The sequence below is a fragment of the Streptomyces camelliae genome (assembly GCF_027625935.1).
GTDB lineage: Bacteria > Actinomycetota > Actinomycetes > Streptomycetales > Streptomycetaceae > Streptomyces > Streptomyces camelliae.
Genome location: NZ_CP115301.1, coordinates 169825 through 186191 on the forward strand (window position 1 = coordinate 169825; position 16367 = coordinate 186191).

The window sequence follows — 16367 nt, forward strand, 5'->3', positions numbered from 1 at the left end:
GTCACGATTGGTGCACCCCTAGCCTGCCCAAAAACAGCCAGGCGGCTGTCAGTTGGGCGCCGCCCGCCGGTTCGCGCAGACGAGACCGAAGCGCTCGTGGGTGCGGTGAGCGCAAGCACGCTCTGTCCCGCAATGCCGTAAGACCGAGGCGGCCCGCCCCCCCTCTCGCGCACACCGCCGTGGCCGGGCCGGCGTCGAAGCCGCCTGCCGCGCCGGCCCTGTGGTCAGGCCCGAGCGGCCGCCACCCGTCGCTTCCCCCCTGGTTCCCCCGTTTCCCCCTCCGGACAGCCCGGCCGGTGCTGTCCGTCCGAGGGACTCCGGCGTCAACGTGCCTGCGGACAGGCGGACATGGCCTGCCGTCAGCCCGACGTCCTGCTGCCCTCGCTGTCGAGACTCCAAAAGAAGTGGATTCCAGATATGCCCAGGCTGTGCAAGCCGGCGATGAGTGCGCCGGAGTATGTCATCACGGTGGAAGAGACCCTGGAGTTCGCGCGGAAGGCGCATGCGGGCAAGCCGCAGCTTCCGCTGGCGTTGCGTCTGATCCGTAACACGGGTGTGCAGAAGCGGCACATCGTGCAGCCCATCGAGCAGACCCTGCGGCACCCGGGGTTCGAGGAGCGCAACCGCATCTACGAGGCGGAGTCGAAGAAGCGCACGCCGGAGGTCATCGAGCGGGCTCTGGCCCATGCCGAGCTGCCGGCCCGTGACATCGACGCGATCATCTATGTGTCGTGCACCGGGTTCATGATGCCGTCGCTGACGGCGTGGCTGATCAACAAGCTGGGCTTTCGTTCCGACACCCGGCAGATCCCGATCGCGCAGCTGGGCTGCGCGGCCGGTGGTGCGGCGATCAACCGGGCCCACGACTTCTGTGTGGCTCATCCCGGCAGCAACGTGCTGATCGTCTCCTGCGAGCTGTGCTCGCTGTGCTACCAGCCCAGTGCCGACGACATCGGCTCGCTGTTGTCGGACGGTCTGTTCGGTGACGCGGTCGCCGCGGCTGTGGTGCGGGGCGATGGTGGTGTGGGTATCGAGCTGGAGCGCAATGCGTCGTATCTGATCCCGCACACGGAGGACTGGATCTCGTACGCGGTGAAGGACACCGGGTTCCATTTCCAGTTGGACCGGCGTGTGCCGGGGACGATGGAGCCGCTGGCGCCGGTGTTGCGGGAGCTGGCCAAGGACCACAGCTGGGACGCGGGGAAGCTGGACTTCTACATCGTGCACGCCGGTGGTCCGCGCATCCTGGACGATCTGGCGAAGTATCTGGAGGTCGACCGGGGTGTGTTCCGGCACAGCTGGTCGACGCTGAACGAGTACGGCAACATCGCCAGCGCTGTCGTTCTGGAGGCCGCGCGGCGGTTGATGGAGGAGGACACCCCGGCTCCCGGCGCGACCGGTCTGATCGCGGGGTTCGGTCCCGGCATCACCGCCGAGATGGCACTCGGCACCTGGGCCGCCGACGCCCCCCGGGTCCTCGCCGCCTGAAGCCCGCGCCCGGACGAAGGAAACCAAGCGTATGACTGACCTCATTCTCCCGGCCGGCGCCGGGCGAAAACTGATCACCCCGGCGCAAGAAGTGACATTCAAGGCCACCAAGGAGATGGGCTCCTCCGTGTCGATCTTCGAGGTGGTCGTGCCGCCCGGATTCGACGTCGGAGCACATGTGCACAGTGAGGCCCAGGAGTTCTTCTACGTCCTGGACGGCGAGCTCGACCTGCTGTGCTTCGAGCCCACCGAGCGCACGGACAGCGCCTGGCACACGTGGGTGTCCGCCAAGGGCGACCACGTCGTCCGCGCCGGCGAGGGAAGCTGCATGTTCGTGCCGACCGGCGTCCCGCACGCGTTCCGCAACGCCACGGACAAGCCCGCGAGGATGCTCTTCCAGTGCTTCCCCTCGCCCATCCACGAGGACTACTTCGAGGAGATCGCGGAGATCTGGTCGCGCGGCACCGGGGTCGACCCGGCCGCCGTCGAGGAGATGCGCAAGCGCTACGACGTCGGCCAGCTCACCCCGCTGGTCTACGAACCCCCGGCCCCTCGCATCCCCGGCCAGGACACACACGCGAACAAGAGTGGGAGGTGACCACGATGGAACCGATATCCCTGGTCCACGCGAGTCTCGGCGAGCGTGAACTGGCCGCTGTCGCCGAGGTGTTCGCCTCCGGCTGGCCCGCCGGTCAGGGCCCCCAGGGCAAGGCGCTGGAGGCCCGCCTCGCGGAGAAGTACGGCGTCGCCGACGCCGTCGCGGTCAGCAACTGCGGCGCCGCGCTCCACCTGGCCATGCTCGCCTTCGGCGTCAAGCCGGGCGACGAGGTGATCGTCGCCGACTACGGCTTCCCGGCGCCGGCACAGGCCGCACTCTACGTCGGCGCCACCCCGGTCTTCGCCGACGTACGCCCCGACACCTACACCGTCGACCCGCAGGCGGTGGCCGACCTGGTCACCCCGCGCACCGTCGGCATCGTCGCCGTGGACACGGTCGGCATGCCCGCCGACTACACGGAACTGCAGGCGATCGCCGACCGCCACGGCCTGTTCCTCATCGAGGACGCCGCCTGCGCGGTCGGCGCGACCTACCAGGGCCGCCAGGCCGGCTCGCTCGCCGAGGTCGGCTGCCTGTCCTTCCACGGGCGCAAGGGCGCCTCCAGCGGCGAGGGCGGCGCGCTGCTCGCCCGTGACCCCGCGATCGGCAAGGACGCGCGACTGCGCTCCTCCTTCGGCATCGGCAGCATCTTCGACATGGGCAACGTGGTCGGCCTGCCCATCCCGACGTTCACCGAGATCGGCTACAACTTCAAGCTGTCCGACATCGCCGCGGCGATCCTCCAGGTGCAGCTGGGCCGGATCGACGAACTGCTCGCTCGCCGGGGCGCCGTGGCCCGGCAGTACGCCGAACTGCTCGCCGACGAAGAACTCCTGACGGTGCCCCAGGTCCCTGCGGACCGCACCCACGCCTGGCAGACCTACATGGTCACGCTGGACGCGAGCGTGGACCGCGCCGCGGTCGCCTCCGACCTGCGCGGCCAGGGCATCGGCTGCGGCCACGGCACGTTCGCGGCCCACATCCAGCCGGTGTTCCAGGCGCAGCAGAAGTGCCCGGTGTCCGCGGATCTCGCCGCGCGCCAGCTCGCCATACCCATGCACGCGGAACTCAAGCCGAACCAGGTCGAACGGGTCGTCGACGCCCTCCGCAGCGCGGTGCGCACCCACTCGTCCGTCACCCGGGTCCTCGGAGGGGCAGCATGACGAACAACCGTCCATCACCCGTCGGCATCATGCGGCTGATCAACGGCTACTGGGCCACCGGAATCCTCGCCGCGGCCGCCACCCACAAGGTCTTCACCCACCTGGAGAACGGTGCGGAGACGGCCACCGAGCTGGCCGAGCGCGCCGGTATCGCCGAGCGCGGCGCCCAGACCCTCCTCGACGGCCTCGTCAGCGTGGGCCTGGCCGAGCTGCACGAGGGCCACTACCGCAACACCCCCGAGGCGGCCACCTACCTGGTCGAGGACACCCCCGTCTCGCTCGCCCCGTTCGCCAGGCTCAAGCTGACGCACACGGGCGCCCTCACCGACCTGGCCGAGGTGGTCCGCGTCGGCGGCCCGGTGAAGGACGTGGTGGTCGAGGTCGCCAACAACCCGCACTGGGAGGGCATCGTCACGGCCATCGCCGCACAGTCGGTGCCCGCCGCGACGATCGCCGCCGAGGTGCTCGGGCTGGCCGACGCCGGTGAGATCTCGATCCTCGACGTGGGCGGCGGCTCAGGCATCTACTCGGGCATCTGGCTGGAGGCCAACCCGGCCGCCCGCGCGACCCAGCTCGACTGGGAGCCGATCAACGAGATCGCCCGCCGGCTGCTGACCGAGCGCGGCGTCGGGGACCGGTTCACCACCCTCGCCGGCGACTTCCACACCACCGACTTCGGCACCGCGCAGTACGACATCGCGGTGTACTCCCACATCGCCCACCAGGAGGGCCCGGAGAGCAACGTGGAGGTCTTCACCAGGCTCCGGCAGGCCCTCAAGCCCGGCGGCACCCTGGTCGTCAACGACTACGTCGTCGACGACGACCGCGGCGGTCCGCAGTTCCCGCTGCTCTTCGCCTCGGAGATGCTGCTCAAGACCCGGCAGGGCAGCACCTGGCGGCGCAGCGACTACCGCGAGTGGCTCATCAAGGCCGGCTTCGAGGACGTCTCCTTCCACACCGCGGAGCCCGGCACGCTCGTCGTCGCCAAGTAGCCACCGGACAGGCACCGGACGGAAAGCCGGCGAAGGAGCCGCTCATGGCACCTGTGAACGTGTCCGTCATCTACTACAGCGCCACCGGGAACGTGCACGCCCTGGCGCGGGCCGCGGTCGAGGGCGCGGAGAAGGCCGGCGCGACCGTGCGCCTGCGCAAGGTCCGTGAACTGGCCCCGCCGGAGGCCATCGACTCCGTCCCGGCCTGGGCCCGGCACATCCAGGACACCGCCGACGTCGAGGTGGCCGACCTCGACGACCTGAGCTGGGCGGACGCCGTACTGTTCGGCACCCCGACCCGCTTCGGGAACGTCGCCAGCCAGCTGAAGGCGTTCATCGACACCGCGGGCCCGCTGTGGCAGCAGGGCCGGCTGGCCGACAAGGTCGTCTCGGCCTTCACCGCCACCGGCACCGCCCACGGCGGCCAGGAGTCCACCATCCTGGCGCTCAGCAACACCTTCTACCACTGGGGCGGCATCATCGTGCCGCCGGGCTACACCGACCCGGTCCAGTTCCGGACGGGCAATCCGTACGGCACCTCGTACGTCTCCGGTGCCGGCGGCAGCAACGGCCTCCCCGGTGAGGAGGTGCTGCAGGCGGCCCGTCACCAGGCCCGCCGGGTCACGGAGACGGCGGCGGCGCTCAAGGCCGGCCGCGCGGCCTGACGGCCACGGTCCCGACGGCCTACGACGCCGCGCCGTCCTGGTATCCCGCACCGAGCCGGCGATCAGCCCGAACATCCATCGCTCATCACAAAGGAGACAGCCCGATGAAGGGCTCCACCGCCTACTCGTCGATACAGAAGCGCGGCCTGCACATCGGTCTCCTGCCGGAGATGGCCGCGGCCGTGAACCCCTCGACACCGATCGTCCTCGACCACGATCTGGACGTCCTGCCCGACGCCGGACGGCGTCTGACGGTCGCCCAGTACGCCGAGCACGTCGCCGACCTCGCCGCCCGGCTGTGGGCGGCCGGCGTCCGCCCCGACGACCACGTCGCGATCTACAAGACGCCGGGGGCCGACCACTGGATGCTCGCCGCCGCGGTCTCCCGCATCGGCGGCGTCGTCGTCAACCTCTCCCCGGCCCTGGACCCCGCGACCGTCGCCGTCCTGCTGGAGCGGGTCGGCCGGCCGACGCTGCTCACCGACGGCACCAAGTTCGATCTGCTCGCCGACCTGCCGCTGACCGACCTCACCACGCGGGTCATCACCTCGGCCTTCGACCGGCCCGGGACGATCTCGCTCGCGGACCTCGCGGGCGCCCCGCGGGTCAAGCCGGTGGTCCGGCCGATCGACGAGGCCGCCGTCATCACCCACACCTCCGGCACCACCGGAATCCCCAAACTCGTGGTGCACACACCCCGCACCCAGGGCATCCGCCTCGTACCGCAGTGGCGGCTGCTGTCCCTGCTGCGCAAGAAGGAGACCGTCGCCATCCACGTGCCGTTCGTGCACTCGCGGATGGTCGCGGCGATGTCGCTGGCGCTGCTGAAGGAGTACCCGGTCCTGCTGATGCGGGAGACGGACCCCGCTGTCGTCGCCGAGCACTTCCTCACGCACCGCCCGGCCCTCATCGAGGCGCTGCCCAACTCGCTGATGGACTGGGAGGGGCTGACCGAGGACCCGCGGGCGCCGTTCGGGTCGGTGAAGGTGTTCAGCAGCACCTTCGACGCGATCCACCCCGGCACGATGAGCAAGCTGCTCAAGGCGTCCGACCGGCGCGGGGCCCTGTTCTTCCAGATCTACGGCCAGAGCGAGGTCGGCCCCGCCGTCGGCCGCGCCTACTTCCGCCGCTCCGCCCACAAGGCGAACGGGCGGTGCGTGGGCTGGCAGATGCCCCTGGGCGCGGCGAAGGTGCGCGTCGTCAGCCGCGACGGCGAGCGCCCGACCGAGCAGAACCCCGGCCGCATCGAGGTCGCCTGGCCCGGCCTCGCCAAGACGTACTACGGCGAGCAGGAACGCTACGACGACAACCGCAAGGGCGAGTGGTGGGGGACCGGTGACATCGGCTACTTCACCCGGTTCGGCTGCCTGCACATGCTCGACCGCGAGGTCGACATGATCCCGGGGGTGAAGAGCTCCCTGGAGATCGAGGACGTCGTCCTCGGCAAGCTGCACGAACTGAGCGAGCTGGTCGTCGTCCAGGGCCCCGACTCCGAGGCGATCCCGGTGATCTGCACCCACGACGACAAACCCCTGGACCCGGCCCGCTGGCGCGAGGCCGTCTCCGCCTTCCCGCAACTGTCCGACCCGATCCAGATCCCCGAGGCCGAACTGCCGCGCACCGCCACCCTGAAGGTCCAGCGCCTCGCACTCGCCGAACGGCTCAAGGCCCAGCTGGACCGATAGCGACCGCTGCCCACCCCCTGACGTCCTGGAGTGTCATGTCCCGCCGCCTGTTCACCTCGGAGTCCGTGACCGAGGGACATCCCGACAAGATCGCCGACCAGATCAGCGACGCCGTTCTCGACGCGCTGCTGCGCCAGGACCCGGCCTCGCGCGTCGCGGTCGAAACCCTCATCACCACCGGCCAGGTGCACATCGCGGGCGAGGTGACCACCTCCGCGTACGCCGACATCGCCTCGCTGGTCCGGGAGAAGATCCTCGACATCGGCTACGACTCCTCGGCCAAGGGCTTCGACGGCGCCTCCTGCGGTGTCTCGGTGTCCATCGGCGCGCAGTCCCCGGACATCGCGCAGGGCGTCGACACGGCGTACGAGTCCCGGGTGCAGGGTGCCGCCGGTGGAGACGCGGACGAGCTGGACCGGCAGGGCGCCGGTGACCAGGGCCTGATGTTCGGGTACGCGACCGACGAGACCCCCGCCCTGATGCCGCTGCCGATCGAGCTGGCCCACCGCCTCTCGCGCCGGCTCACCCACGTCCGCAAGGACGGCACCGTCCCCTACCTGCGCCCCGACGGCAAGACCCAGGTCACCGTCGAGTATCTGGGCAACACCCCGGTCCGTCTGGACACGGTCGTGGTCTCCTCCCAGCACGCGAGCGACATCGACCTCGACGGGCTGCTCACCCCCGACATCCGCCGGCACGTGGTCGAGCCCGTCCTCGCACAGCTCGCCGACGAGGGCATCAAGCTGGACACCGAGGGCTACCGCCTGCTGGTCAACCCGACCGGCCGCTTCGAGATCGGCGGCCCGATGGGCGACGCCGGCCTGACCGGCCGCAAGATCATCATCGACACCTACGGCGGCATGGCCCGCCACGGCGGCGGTGCCTTCTCGGGCAAGGACCCGTCCAAGGTGGACCGTTCGGCCGCGTACGCGATGCGCTGGGTCGCCAAGAACGTCGTGGCGGCCGGCCTGGCCTCCCGCTGCGAGGTCCAGGTCGCCTACGCGATCGGCAAGGCCGAGCCCGTCGGTCTCTTCGTGGAGACCTTCGGCACCCAAAGGGTCGCCGTCGAGAAGATCGAGGAAGCCATCACCACGGTCTTCGACCTGCGCCCGGCCGCGATCATCCGCGACCTCGACCTGCTCCGCCCGATCTACTCCCAGACGGCGGCCTACGGCCACTTCGGTCGCGAGCTGCCCGACTTCACCTGGGAGCGCACCGACCGCGCCGAGGCCCTGCGCCGGGCGGCCGGCACGAGCTGACGGCACCGCCCGGATCGTCCCACCCCGAGGTTCCACCGTGCTGGAGACGGTCGGCACCCAGGAGTACCAAGCGCTCCGCGGGAAGTGCCGCGAGGGGACGTCGATCGTCTGCGGGCCCGTCGTGGCTGGTCGCGCAGTTCCCCGCGCCCCTTGGGGGCGCTGCCGAACCGCAGCCGGCTTCGCCAGGACCGCTCAGCTCCGGACCAGCCGGACCACCACCGACACCGAAAGAGGTCAGTTGCAATGACACCGGAAGCGACACTGCGGCGGTTTCGCGACTACATGGTCGGACCCTCCCGGTTCATGACCCTGCTCTCCTGCTTCGAGCTGGGCATCATCGACGCGCTGCGGGACCGGCCCGGTCTGACGGCGGCCGAGCTGGGCGAGGTGGCCGGCGCCAAGCCGGACGCCGTGGAACAGCTTCTGCTGCTGCTGGTCAAGGAGGGCTTCGTCGCCCACGACGAGGCCTCCGGCGCCTACACCCTGGACGGGCTCGCGGGCGTCTCCGACAAGCTGCTCGAACAGGCCCTCGCCGACCTGAACATGATCAAGGCCGTCACGCTGCGCCAGCTGTTCTACCTCACCGAGAGCGTGCGCACCGGCACGGTCGCCGGCCTCAAGGAGCTGTACGGGTACGACGGTGACCTGTACGGCGCGCTGGGAGAGCTGCCCGAACTGCGCGAGCCCTGGGCCAAGTTGATGAACACCGTCACCGCCCACGTCGACCCCTGGTTCTTCGAGAACGTCGACATCCCTGCCGGGTCCAACGTGCTCGACCTCGCCGGCAACACCGGCCTCGGTGCCATCAACACGCTTCGGCTGAAGGGCTCGCCCGGCCTTCGGGTGACCAACTTCGACCTGCCGGAGAAGGAGAAGGAGAGCCTGGAGAACTTCCGCGCCCACGGTGTCGAGGACCAGTGCTCGTTCATCGGCGGTGACGTCTTCGAGAAAGTCCCCACAGGTTTCGACGTCGTTCTGATCAAGCACTTCCTGCCCATGTTCGACAAGAGCGACGTGCTCCGGATCCTCAAGAGCGTCCACCAGTCGCTGGACGCCGGCGCGCAGGTCCACGTGCTGGTCCCGGTGTTCCCGGAGAACCTGAAGGACACCGAGAACTACACCGTCGACTTCTACCCCAGCTTCTTCGTCGGCTGCACCATGGGACAGGGCGGCCCACAGAAGCTGTCCACCTGGCAGAGCTGGCTTGAGGAGTCCGGCTTCCAGGTGACCAAGGCGATCACCGACGACCCGGCCAACCTGCCGCCGCACGCCCTCACCGTGGAGGCCGTTCTGTCCGCGACGAAGATCGCCTGACGGACGGTGTCACGGCCCGGGGAGGATCGATGCCGGCGAGTACGGCGGAGGCCGTGTCGGGGTCGAGTCCGGGTGGCCGGAGAGCATTGCTGATCTCCGGCTACCCGACCGCACGGGCCTCCTGGGGACCGTCGACGCGGAGATCCGTCACGTCGATCCAGGAGATCGTCACCACCCGGTCCGGCGCCACGTCCACCGCCTCCGCCGCCAGCAGTGCCCAGTCGCGGCAGGAGGCGACGGTCTCGGGCCAGGGGCGGTCGAGGTCGACGTCCCAGTCGATGCCCGGCCCGCCGCCGCCGCGGCGTCCGCCGTCGGGCGTGAGCTCCCAGATCTGGAAGTAGAGCACCGCCTGCCCGTGGTCGGCGAGGTCCCGGATCACCTCGGGCAGGTGTTCCACCGGCCAGAGACCGTCCAGTGCGCCGCCCGAGCCGCGCAGCGCGGCAGACCGCGGCGGCAGGACGGTCTCGCGGGCACCCAGTTCGGTGAGCGCCCGGCGCAGCCCCTCGCCCTCGCTGTCGTCGGGTGCCTCCCCGCGCCGCAGGAACGCGTCGTACGCCTGCCGCAGGCATGGCACGGCGCGCCGGACGCCCAGTTCGGCCAGGGCCTCGGCGGCCCACTGCCGGACGGTGGCGCTCTCGCTGCCCAGCATGCCGATCAGGATGCCGGCGGGGCGCGGGTCGGCCAGCGCGGTGAACACCTCGATGGCGCACAGCTGCCCGAACGGGTTCAGCGCGGGGGCCGCCGCGATCAGCGGCTCCAGCACGCTCGGCCCCAGGGCGATCAGCGCGTGCTGCGCTTCCTCGGCCACCTCGGTCGACTCCGCGTCCAGTTCGGCCACCCTGCGGATGATCTCGTCCTCCATGCGCGCCAGTCTGACCCGCGCGGCACACCCGGCGCCGCCCGATTTCCGCCCGGCCCGCGGAGACGGAAGAATCAGCCGAGCACATGGCGCACGCTCGAAGGACGTCAATTGACATCGGACATAAGCACGTTCACCACCCCCTCCGCGGAACGCCCGCCCTCACCCGTCCCCATCGACTGGGCGGCCGTCGAGGACTGGCTCGGACTGCGGCTGCCGGCCGACTAGGGCCTGTGTGATGTTGTGATCAACCGGTTGCCTTCAGGAGGTCGTTGATCCAGATCATCGAGGCACGGAGGTGGAGGCCGGCGAGGTAGCTCTCGGGTGTTTTGTCGTGTCGAGTCGCGATGCCCCGCCAGGCCTTTAGCTTGTTGATCAGGCGCTCGACGGTGTTGCGCTCCTTGTAGAGCTCGGCGTCGTGGCGTGTGGGGCGACCGCCCCGTCTGCCCTTCTTCTTCCGGTTGGCGGCCTGGTCCGTCTTCTCCGGGATGACTGCCTTGATGTTGCGACTCCGCAGGTAGGAGCGGTTGGCACGGGAGGAGTAGGCCTTGTCCGCGGCGACAGCGTCGGGCCGGGTCCGGGGCCGCCCGACGGGAAGACGGATGCGCACCTTCTGCAGCACGGGGACGAATTGCGGGCTGTCGGCGGCCTGTCCTGCGGTCAGGACGAGGGACAGCGGACGACACTTGCGGTCTGCGGCCAGGTGAATCTTGCTCGTCAGTCCACCGCGGGATCTGCCGAGCAGGGCCTGGCTCAAGCGGAGCTTGCGCCGTCGCCTGATGTGCCGCCGCTCTTCGCGCTCGGGGTCGTCACTGCCGTGCTGTCCGCTCTGTTCTGGCGGGCCGCCCCTTTTTGCCGGGCCCGTTCCTGTTCGACGGCGGCTTCCTCAAGGGCGTCCAGGACCTCCTTGCCGATGCGCATCCCGGCCGCGTCGTGGTGAGCGCGGGCCGTGGTGGAGTCCACGCTGACCAGGGATAAGTCCGTCTGTCCCTGGCGGGCGGCCTCAGTGATCAAGCCTTCGAGCAGTGCGGTGAAGACTCCGGCGTCCCTCCACACCCGGAAGCGGCCGTAGACCGTCGGCCACGGTCCGAACTCGCCGGGCATCTCCCGCCACTGGCTGCTGGTGCGGAACCGCCAGATCACCCCCTCGAACTGATCCCGCAGTCGTGTGGGGTACGGTCCGTACTCGCCTATCGGCAGGAACGGCTCGATCAACTTCCACTGTTCGTCGGTGAGTTGCCTGCGTGTCACGATGGTCTTCCTACCGGATCCCCCGTCCTGAGGGACCCGGATCGGCAAGATTGATCACGACACCACACAGGCCCTACAAGCGGCTCGCCGACCGGTACGGGCCGCTGGACTTCGGTGAGTACGTGTGGATCCACGTGCCGTGCGTCCAGTGGGACCGCTTCGACTACGGCGAGTGGCTGCGCGCGACGCACCGGGAGGCGCGGATCGCGGCGCGGGAGCTGCCCGAGGCCGAGCGGCCCGTGCTCCACCCCGATCCCGGCGGCCTGCTGGCCTGGGGCTGCACGCGGGGCAGCGACGTACTGTTCTGGGACACCTCGGCCTCCGACGACCCCGACGAGTGGACCGTGGTGGTGCGGCACTCGGGGGCGGTGCCGGGCAGTGGCCTGCTGCGCTGGCACCGGTACGGCCTCACGCTCACCGGCTATCTGCGGCACACCGTCCGCGACACCTGGGAGCTCCCTTCTCCTCCCGGCCCGCTGCTGGGCCCGTTGCCGGGCACCGTCGCGCGGACCGCCTTCCTCCCCGACGCCGAGCCGTGGACCCCGCCCGCGCCGGTCCCGCCTCGGCTCACCGAGGCCGAGCGCCGGCTCGCGCTGGAGACCGGCACCGGGCTGGACGCCCTGCGGCTGCTGTCGCCGCCACCCGCGCGGCCGTACCTCGGAGACGGCTCCTGGGAGGGGCTGTTCGCCGAGCTGGGCACACGGCTGCCCGGGGAGTACGTGCGGCTGATGGACGGGTACGGCGCCGGCATCTGGAGCGGGTGGCTGCGTTTCCACACCCCGCTCCGGACCGGCGAGCGGCGTTTCCTCACGCACGTCGAGGACACCGTGGACGCCTACCGGCAGCTCAAGGACGGCCACGAGCAGTGGTACCCGCTGGCCATCTGGCCCGAGCCCGGCGGCTTCCTCCCCTTCGCCAACTCCATCGACGGCGACTACCTCGGCTGGCTCACCGAGGGCGGGGATCCCGACACCTGGCCGCTGATCGTCTGGCCCCGCCACGCGGACCAGGGCCCGCCGCTGGAGGGCGGCCTGATCGACACCCTCCTCGACTGGCAGCGCGGCACGCTGGTCACGCCTGGGTTCGCCGCTCTGGACGAGGACGACGACCCCGTCGAGTTCGCGGACTTCCGGTCCTGGGACGACCGCGCCTACTGGTGAGCTGCCGGTCGGCGATCAACCGGTTGCCCGTCCGGCCGGCGCGCCGGGTGTCGCGCTCGCGGCGGCGTTGTACGACGTATCGGTCGAGGCGATGCCCGTGCCGCCGCATTCGGAGTGACCCCCACCAGCCACTGATACCTCAAGAACAGGAGGAGTAATCGCCCCAGGTGGCGCCATTGGCGTAGGCGTGCCAGGAGCCGCCGGCCTCGGAGCAGCCGGTGGGACTGGTGACGACCGCCTGCCAGGTGTCGGGGTTCGCTGAGTGGATGGGCACCCACGCGGTGTACACGTCCTGCGTCGGGCCGTCGACCGTGTCGCCGGTGGCGCACGCCTGCGGCACGTAGTTCAGCGTCTGCACGCACGGGTGCGCCGAATAGCGGTTTCCCTGGTAGCTTCCGAAGCCCCTGTGGATGCTCCAGAAGTTGTAGGAGTACTGGAAGTGGGCTCGGACATTGCCGCAGCTGTCGTACTGCTGCTCCACCTGGCCGCCGTACATGGTGTCGATGTTGATGCTGCCGGGGTTGCCGATGTCGATGATGGTGCAACTGGCCGGGGTGGCCTGCGCGGTGGCGGCCCGCGCGGTGCTGCCGACGCCGATGGCGGCGCTGCCGGTGAGGGCCAGGGTCGCGGCGGCCGTGGCGATGGCGCGTCGGCTTGTGCGGAATGTGAGCATGGGTGACTTCCCCCCTGTGAGTGGTGCCGCTGGTGGGGCGCCGTTAGATGTTGTCTCTGGCGCGTCGTGCGTCGCCGCTTGGGCTGGCTGCGCGAAGCGGCCGCCGACCAGGCTGCTTTTGGGTGGCCGAGTGGAGTCTCGTTTCCCACACGAGTTCACACACCTGGGTGGCGCTGTTGGTCAACTTTGAGTCTAGGTGCGACAACGTCTCTTGTGGAGTGTCGAGTTGCACGGTGAAGAGGGGGTTCCGGTGCCGCAGTGCACAGCGGCCGAGATGAGCGCAGGTTGTGTGCCCGCGTCTCAGACATCACAGCCGTACCGGCAGGCTGGCGCCTCACGGTGCCTGGGGCAGGTGGAACTCGTCGCCGTCTTCCCGCTGTGCGAGGGGGCTGGGTCACCACGGCGGAGCTGCCCGAGGATGTGGCTGCGCGCATGGCCCTCGACCTTGAGCTGGTTCACGTGCGTCAACGCGTTCACCCGCAGCTTCTCCGCCACCACGTCACGAGCAGGTCCGCGACTACGGGCTGCCGGCCACCGAGGGCAAGCGGGACGACCCGCGTTGGCCCGGCTTCGCCCGCCGCCACGGCTTCGACACTCATCGGCACCAACCGCTCAATCAGACCGGTCATGTACCGCTCAATGAGCGATCACGCCAAAGGAAACGACGCCTTAGGACAGAATCTGACCTCAATGCCTCGTAGCGTGGTCCTCGACCGATGGAACAGGAACACCGGAAGGCGGAGACCATGACCTTCAACGAGACGACCACCCGCGACCTGGCCGGGGCCCCGGCCGTCACCGGTGAGCGTGCCGACCTGCTGGAGATGCTGGCCAAGCACCGGCACTTCCTGCGCTTCACCACCCGTGACCTCACCGACGAGCAGGCCGGGCTGCGGACCACCGCCAGCGAGCTCTGCCTGGGCGGCCTGATCAAGCACGTCGCCGCGGTCGAGCGGAACTGGGTGGACTTCATCCTGAACGGCCCAGCGGCGATGGGGGACTTCACGGCCATGACCGAGGCCGACTGGGCCCGGCGGGCCGACCAGTTCCGGCTGTTGCCCGGCGAGACGCTGACCGGTGTACTGGCCGACTACACCGAGGTGGCCCGTCGGACCGACGACCTGGTCGCCACTCTGCCCGACCTGGAGGCCACGCAGCCGCTGCCGAAAGCCCCGTGGTTCGAGCCCGGCGCGCAGTGGTCGGCCCGCCGGGTGCTGATGCACATCATCGCCGAGACCGCACAGCACGCCGGCCACGCCGACATCATCCGCGAGTCTTTGGACGGCGCCAAAAGCATGGGCTGAGTGCATCGTGTGCCGGATCTGCCGTCGCTGCGTGTACGTGCCCGTTCCGGCACGTGCATCGGAAACCGCCTGGGGCAGTTCAGGCAGCGCCCCGGGCCAGGATCCGCCCCCCATCCAGCCTCACCACCTGGTCCGCCGCCGTCAGCCCCTCCCGCTCATGGGTCACCAGAAGGGTCGTCCGGCCCCGCGTGGCATCGAGGATGTCCGCCAGTACAGCGGACGCCGTGTCGGGGTCGAGGCCCTCGGTGGGTTCGTCCAGGACCAGGACGGGCGGGTCGGCGAGCAGGGCGCGGGCCAGCAGGAGCCGGCTGCGCTGGCCGCCCGAGACCTCGGTGCCGTCCTGGCCGATGAACGTGTCGAAGCCCTTGGGCAGCGACTCGATCCAGTCCAGGATCCGCGCCCGGCGCGCCGCGTCGCGCAGCTCGGCGTCGGTGGCGCCGGGCCGGGCCAGCAGGAGGTTGGCGCGGATCGTGGCGTGGAAGACGTGGGCGTCCTGCGTCATGCCGGTGATCACGCGCCGTACGTCGGAACCGGCGCAGTCGCGCAGTTCGTGTCCGGCGAGGCGGATGCTTCCGGACTCGTAGTCGACGAACCGCATGAGCGCCGCGATCAGCGTCGACTTCCCCGAGCCGCTGGCGCCGAGCAGCACCGTGCGCCGGCCGGCCGACAGGTGCAGGCTCACGCCGTCCAGTGCCGGGGGAGCGTCCGCAGTGTGACGTACCGTCAGGTTCGTGATCTGCACGCCGAGCGGGCCGTCCGCGGTGAGTGCGGCGGGCGCGGCCGGCTCGGTGACCGGGGGCGGGGTGTCGAAGAGGTCGGCCAGCCGGGCTGCGCGGGCGCGTACGTCGGCGAGGCGGAACGCGGCCGCCGGGAGCGGTTCCAGGGCCTCGAAGGACACCAGAGCGAGGACTGCCAGCACCGTCAGGTGGACGGAGGGCAGCCTCCCGTCGGCGTGGGCGTGCAGCGCGGTCCAGGTGACGGCGACCAGGGCCGTGCCCTGGAGCAGCAGGAGCACGGCGGAGGCCAGCGAGGTGGTCAGGGCGCGGTGCCGTTCCAGGCGGGCGATGCGGGCGGCGGCCCGGCGGGCGCGCTCGGCGGCCCGGTCCCGGGCGCCGTACGCCGCGAGGTCGGCCGCACCCTGGGTCAAGTCCACGACGTGCGCGGCGAGTTCGGCCCGTACCGCCGCCTGTTCCCGGCCCGCCCGGTGGGCCACGGCGAGCACCGCCGCCGGGACGAGCAGGGCGGCCACGGCGAGTAGCGGCCCGAGCAACAGGCCCGCCTGGGGCAGCAGCAGCGCGGCCGTCGTGGTGGCGGCGACACACACCGCGCAGGCGGCCACGACCGGCAGCAGGACCCGCAGCAGCAGGTCCTGGGCGGCATCGACGTCGTCGACGAGGCGGGTCAGCAGGTCGCCGCTGCGGAAGGCGGGCGTGCCCGCGGGCGCGAGGGGCACCAGCGCCTCGTACACCCGGGTGCGGAAGCCCGCGACGGCCCGCAGGACACCGTCGTGGCCGAGCAGCCGGTCGACGTAGCGCAGGGCTCCGCGGCCCAGTGCGAGGGCGCGTACGGCGACGATCGCGAGGCTCACCGAGGCGATCAGCGGCTGCTGTGCGGCCCGCGTGATCAGCCAGGACGCGGTGGCCATGAGCGCGGCGGCGGCCAGTTCGCTGCCGGCCGCGGCGAGCGCGGCCGGCAGCAGCCTGCGCCAGTACGGCACGAGGTGGCGTGCGAGGCGCAGGGTGGGGCGGGACCCGCCCGAGGGCCGGACGGGGGTTACAGCCGTCGGGCGGGGGTCTGTGCGGCTCACGGCCGCCGTGTGCAGGGTGGTCATGCGGTCACCGGCCCTTCCGCGGGCACCAGTTGGGGCGTCTCGGGATGGGCGGGCCGCACCGCGGCGTTCGGGCCGGAGTCGGTGCGGCTCGCCGCCGCCGGGGGCGTGGTCATGCGGTCACCGGC

Annotated in this window: 13 protein-coding genes and 1 pseudogene; 10 read left to right on the top strand and 4 right to left on the bottom strand. The window is 70.7% G+C overall.

What is annotated here, in order from left to right; genetic code table 11:
• Nucleotides 1–417: 417 nt before the first annotated feature.
• The 8 genes from O1G22_RS43880 to O1G22_RS43915 all read left to right on the top strand — a co-directional run bounded on the left by O1G22_RS43880 (nucleotide 418) and on the right by O1G22_RS43915 (nucleotide 9164).
• Nucleotides 418–1488, top strand: a complete 1071-nt coding sequence (locus O1G22_RS43880; protein ID WP_270086857.1) for a type III polyketide synthase — start codon at nucleotides 418–420, stop codon at nucleotides 1486–1488.
• Nucleotides 1489–1519: 31 nt separating this feature from the next.
• Entirely contained in the window at nucleotides 1520–2086 is a 567-nt protein-coding gene (locus tag O1G22_RS43885) for a cupin domain-containing protein (RefSeq protein ID WP_225102077.1), read from the top strand.
• Between the two features lie 5 nt (nucleotides 2087–2091).
• Entirely contained in the window at nucleotides 2092–3249 is a 1158-nt protein-coding gene (locus O1G22_RS43890) for a DegT/DnrJ/EryC1/StrS family aminotransferase (protein WP_270086858.1), read from the top strand.
• The gene (locus O1G22_RS43895) at nucleotides 3246–4241 is read left to right on the top strand and encodes a class I SAM-dependent methyltransferase (protein WP_270086859.1); all 996 of its coding nucleotides are present in this window, start codon (nucleotides 3246–3248) and stop codon (nucleotides 4239–4241) included. Before O1G22_RS43890 ends, O1G22_RS43895 begins: the two co-directional genes overlap by 4 nt.
• Before the next feature lie 44 nt (nucleotides 4242–4285).
• The gene (gene wrbA / locus O1G22_RS43900; protein ID WP_270086860.1) at nucleotides 4286–4906 is read left to right on the top strand and encodes an NAD(P)H:quinone oxidoreductase; all 621 of its coding nucleotides are present in this window, start codon (nucleotides 4286–4288) and stop codon (nucleotides 4904–4906) included.
• Between the two features lie 104 nt (nucleotides 4907–5010).
• Nucleotides 5011–6591, top strand: coding sequence for a class I adenylate-forming enzyme family protein (locus O1G22_RS43905; protein ID WP_270086861.1), 1581 nt, complete (start codon nucleotides 5011–5013; stop codon nucleotides 6589–6591).
• 35 nt (nucleotides 6592–6626) lie between these two features.
• Complete coding sequence (gene metK / locus O1G22_RS43910; protein ID WP_270086862.1) at nucleotides 6627–7850, top strand: methionine adenosyltransferase; 1224 nt, start codon at nucleotides 6627–6629, stop codon at nucleotides 7848–7850.
• A 282-nt stretch (nucleotides 7851–8132) separates the two neighbouring features.
• Entirely contained in the window at nucleotides 8133–9164 is a 1032-nt protein-coding gene (locus tag O1G22_RS43915) for a methyltransferase (RefSeq protein ID WP_487416698.1), read from the top strand.
• Between the two features lie 100 nt (nucleotides 9165–9264).
• Here O1G22_RS43915 and O1G22_RS43920 read toward each other — a convergent pair whose 3' ends face one another.
• Nucleotides 9265–10026, bottom strand: coding sequence for a HEAT repeat domain-containing protein (locus O1G22_RS43920; protein WP_270086864.1), 762 nt, complete (start codon nucleotides 10024–10026; stop codon nucleotides 9265–9267).
• A gap of 244 nt (nucleotides 10027–10270) precedes the next feature.
• Nucleotides 10271–11274 (bottom strand): annotated as a pseudogene (locus O1G22_RS43925) (IS5 family transposase).
• Nucleotides 11275–11324: 50 nt separating this feature from the next.
• Between O1G22_RS43925 and O1G22_RS43930 the strand changes: the two are divergent.
• A complete protein-coding gene (locus O1G22_RS43930; protein ID WP_270086865.1) occupies nucleotides 11325–12434 on the top strand; it encodes an SMI1/KNR4 family protein in 1110 nt (369 codons plus the stop codon).
• 139 nt (nucleotides 12435–12573) lie between these two features.
• Here the strand turns inward: O1G22_RS43930 and O1G22_RS43935 are convergent, their stop codons facing one another.
• On the bottom strand, nucleotides 12574–13107 hold the full coding sequence (locus O1G22_RS43935) for a hypothetical protein (RefSeq protein WP_225102086.1): 534 nt from the start codon (nucleotides 13105–13107) through the stop codon (nucleotides 12574–12576).
• A gap of 746 nt (nucleotides 13108–13853) precedes the next feature.
• Between O1G22_RS43935 and O1G22_RS43940 the strand changes: the two genes are divergently transcribed.
• Nucleotides 13854–14411 (top strand): DinB family protein, encoded by a 558-nt coding sequence (locus O1G22_RS43940; protein ID WP_270086949.1) that lies wholly within the window; start codon nucleotides 13854–13856, stop codon nucleotides 14409–14411.
• 79 nt (nucleotides 14412–14490) lie between these two features.
• On the opposite strand, the gene cydC is transcribed toward O1G22_RS43940, so the two are convergent.
• Complete coding sequence (gene cydC / locus O1G22_RS43945) at nucleotides 14491–16242, bottom strand: thiol reductant ABC exporter subunit CydC (RefSeq protein WP_270086866.1); 1752 nt, start codon at nucleotides 16240–16242, stop codon at nucleotides 14491–14493.
• Nucleotides 16243–16367 lie beyond the last annotated feature (125 nt).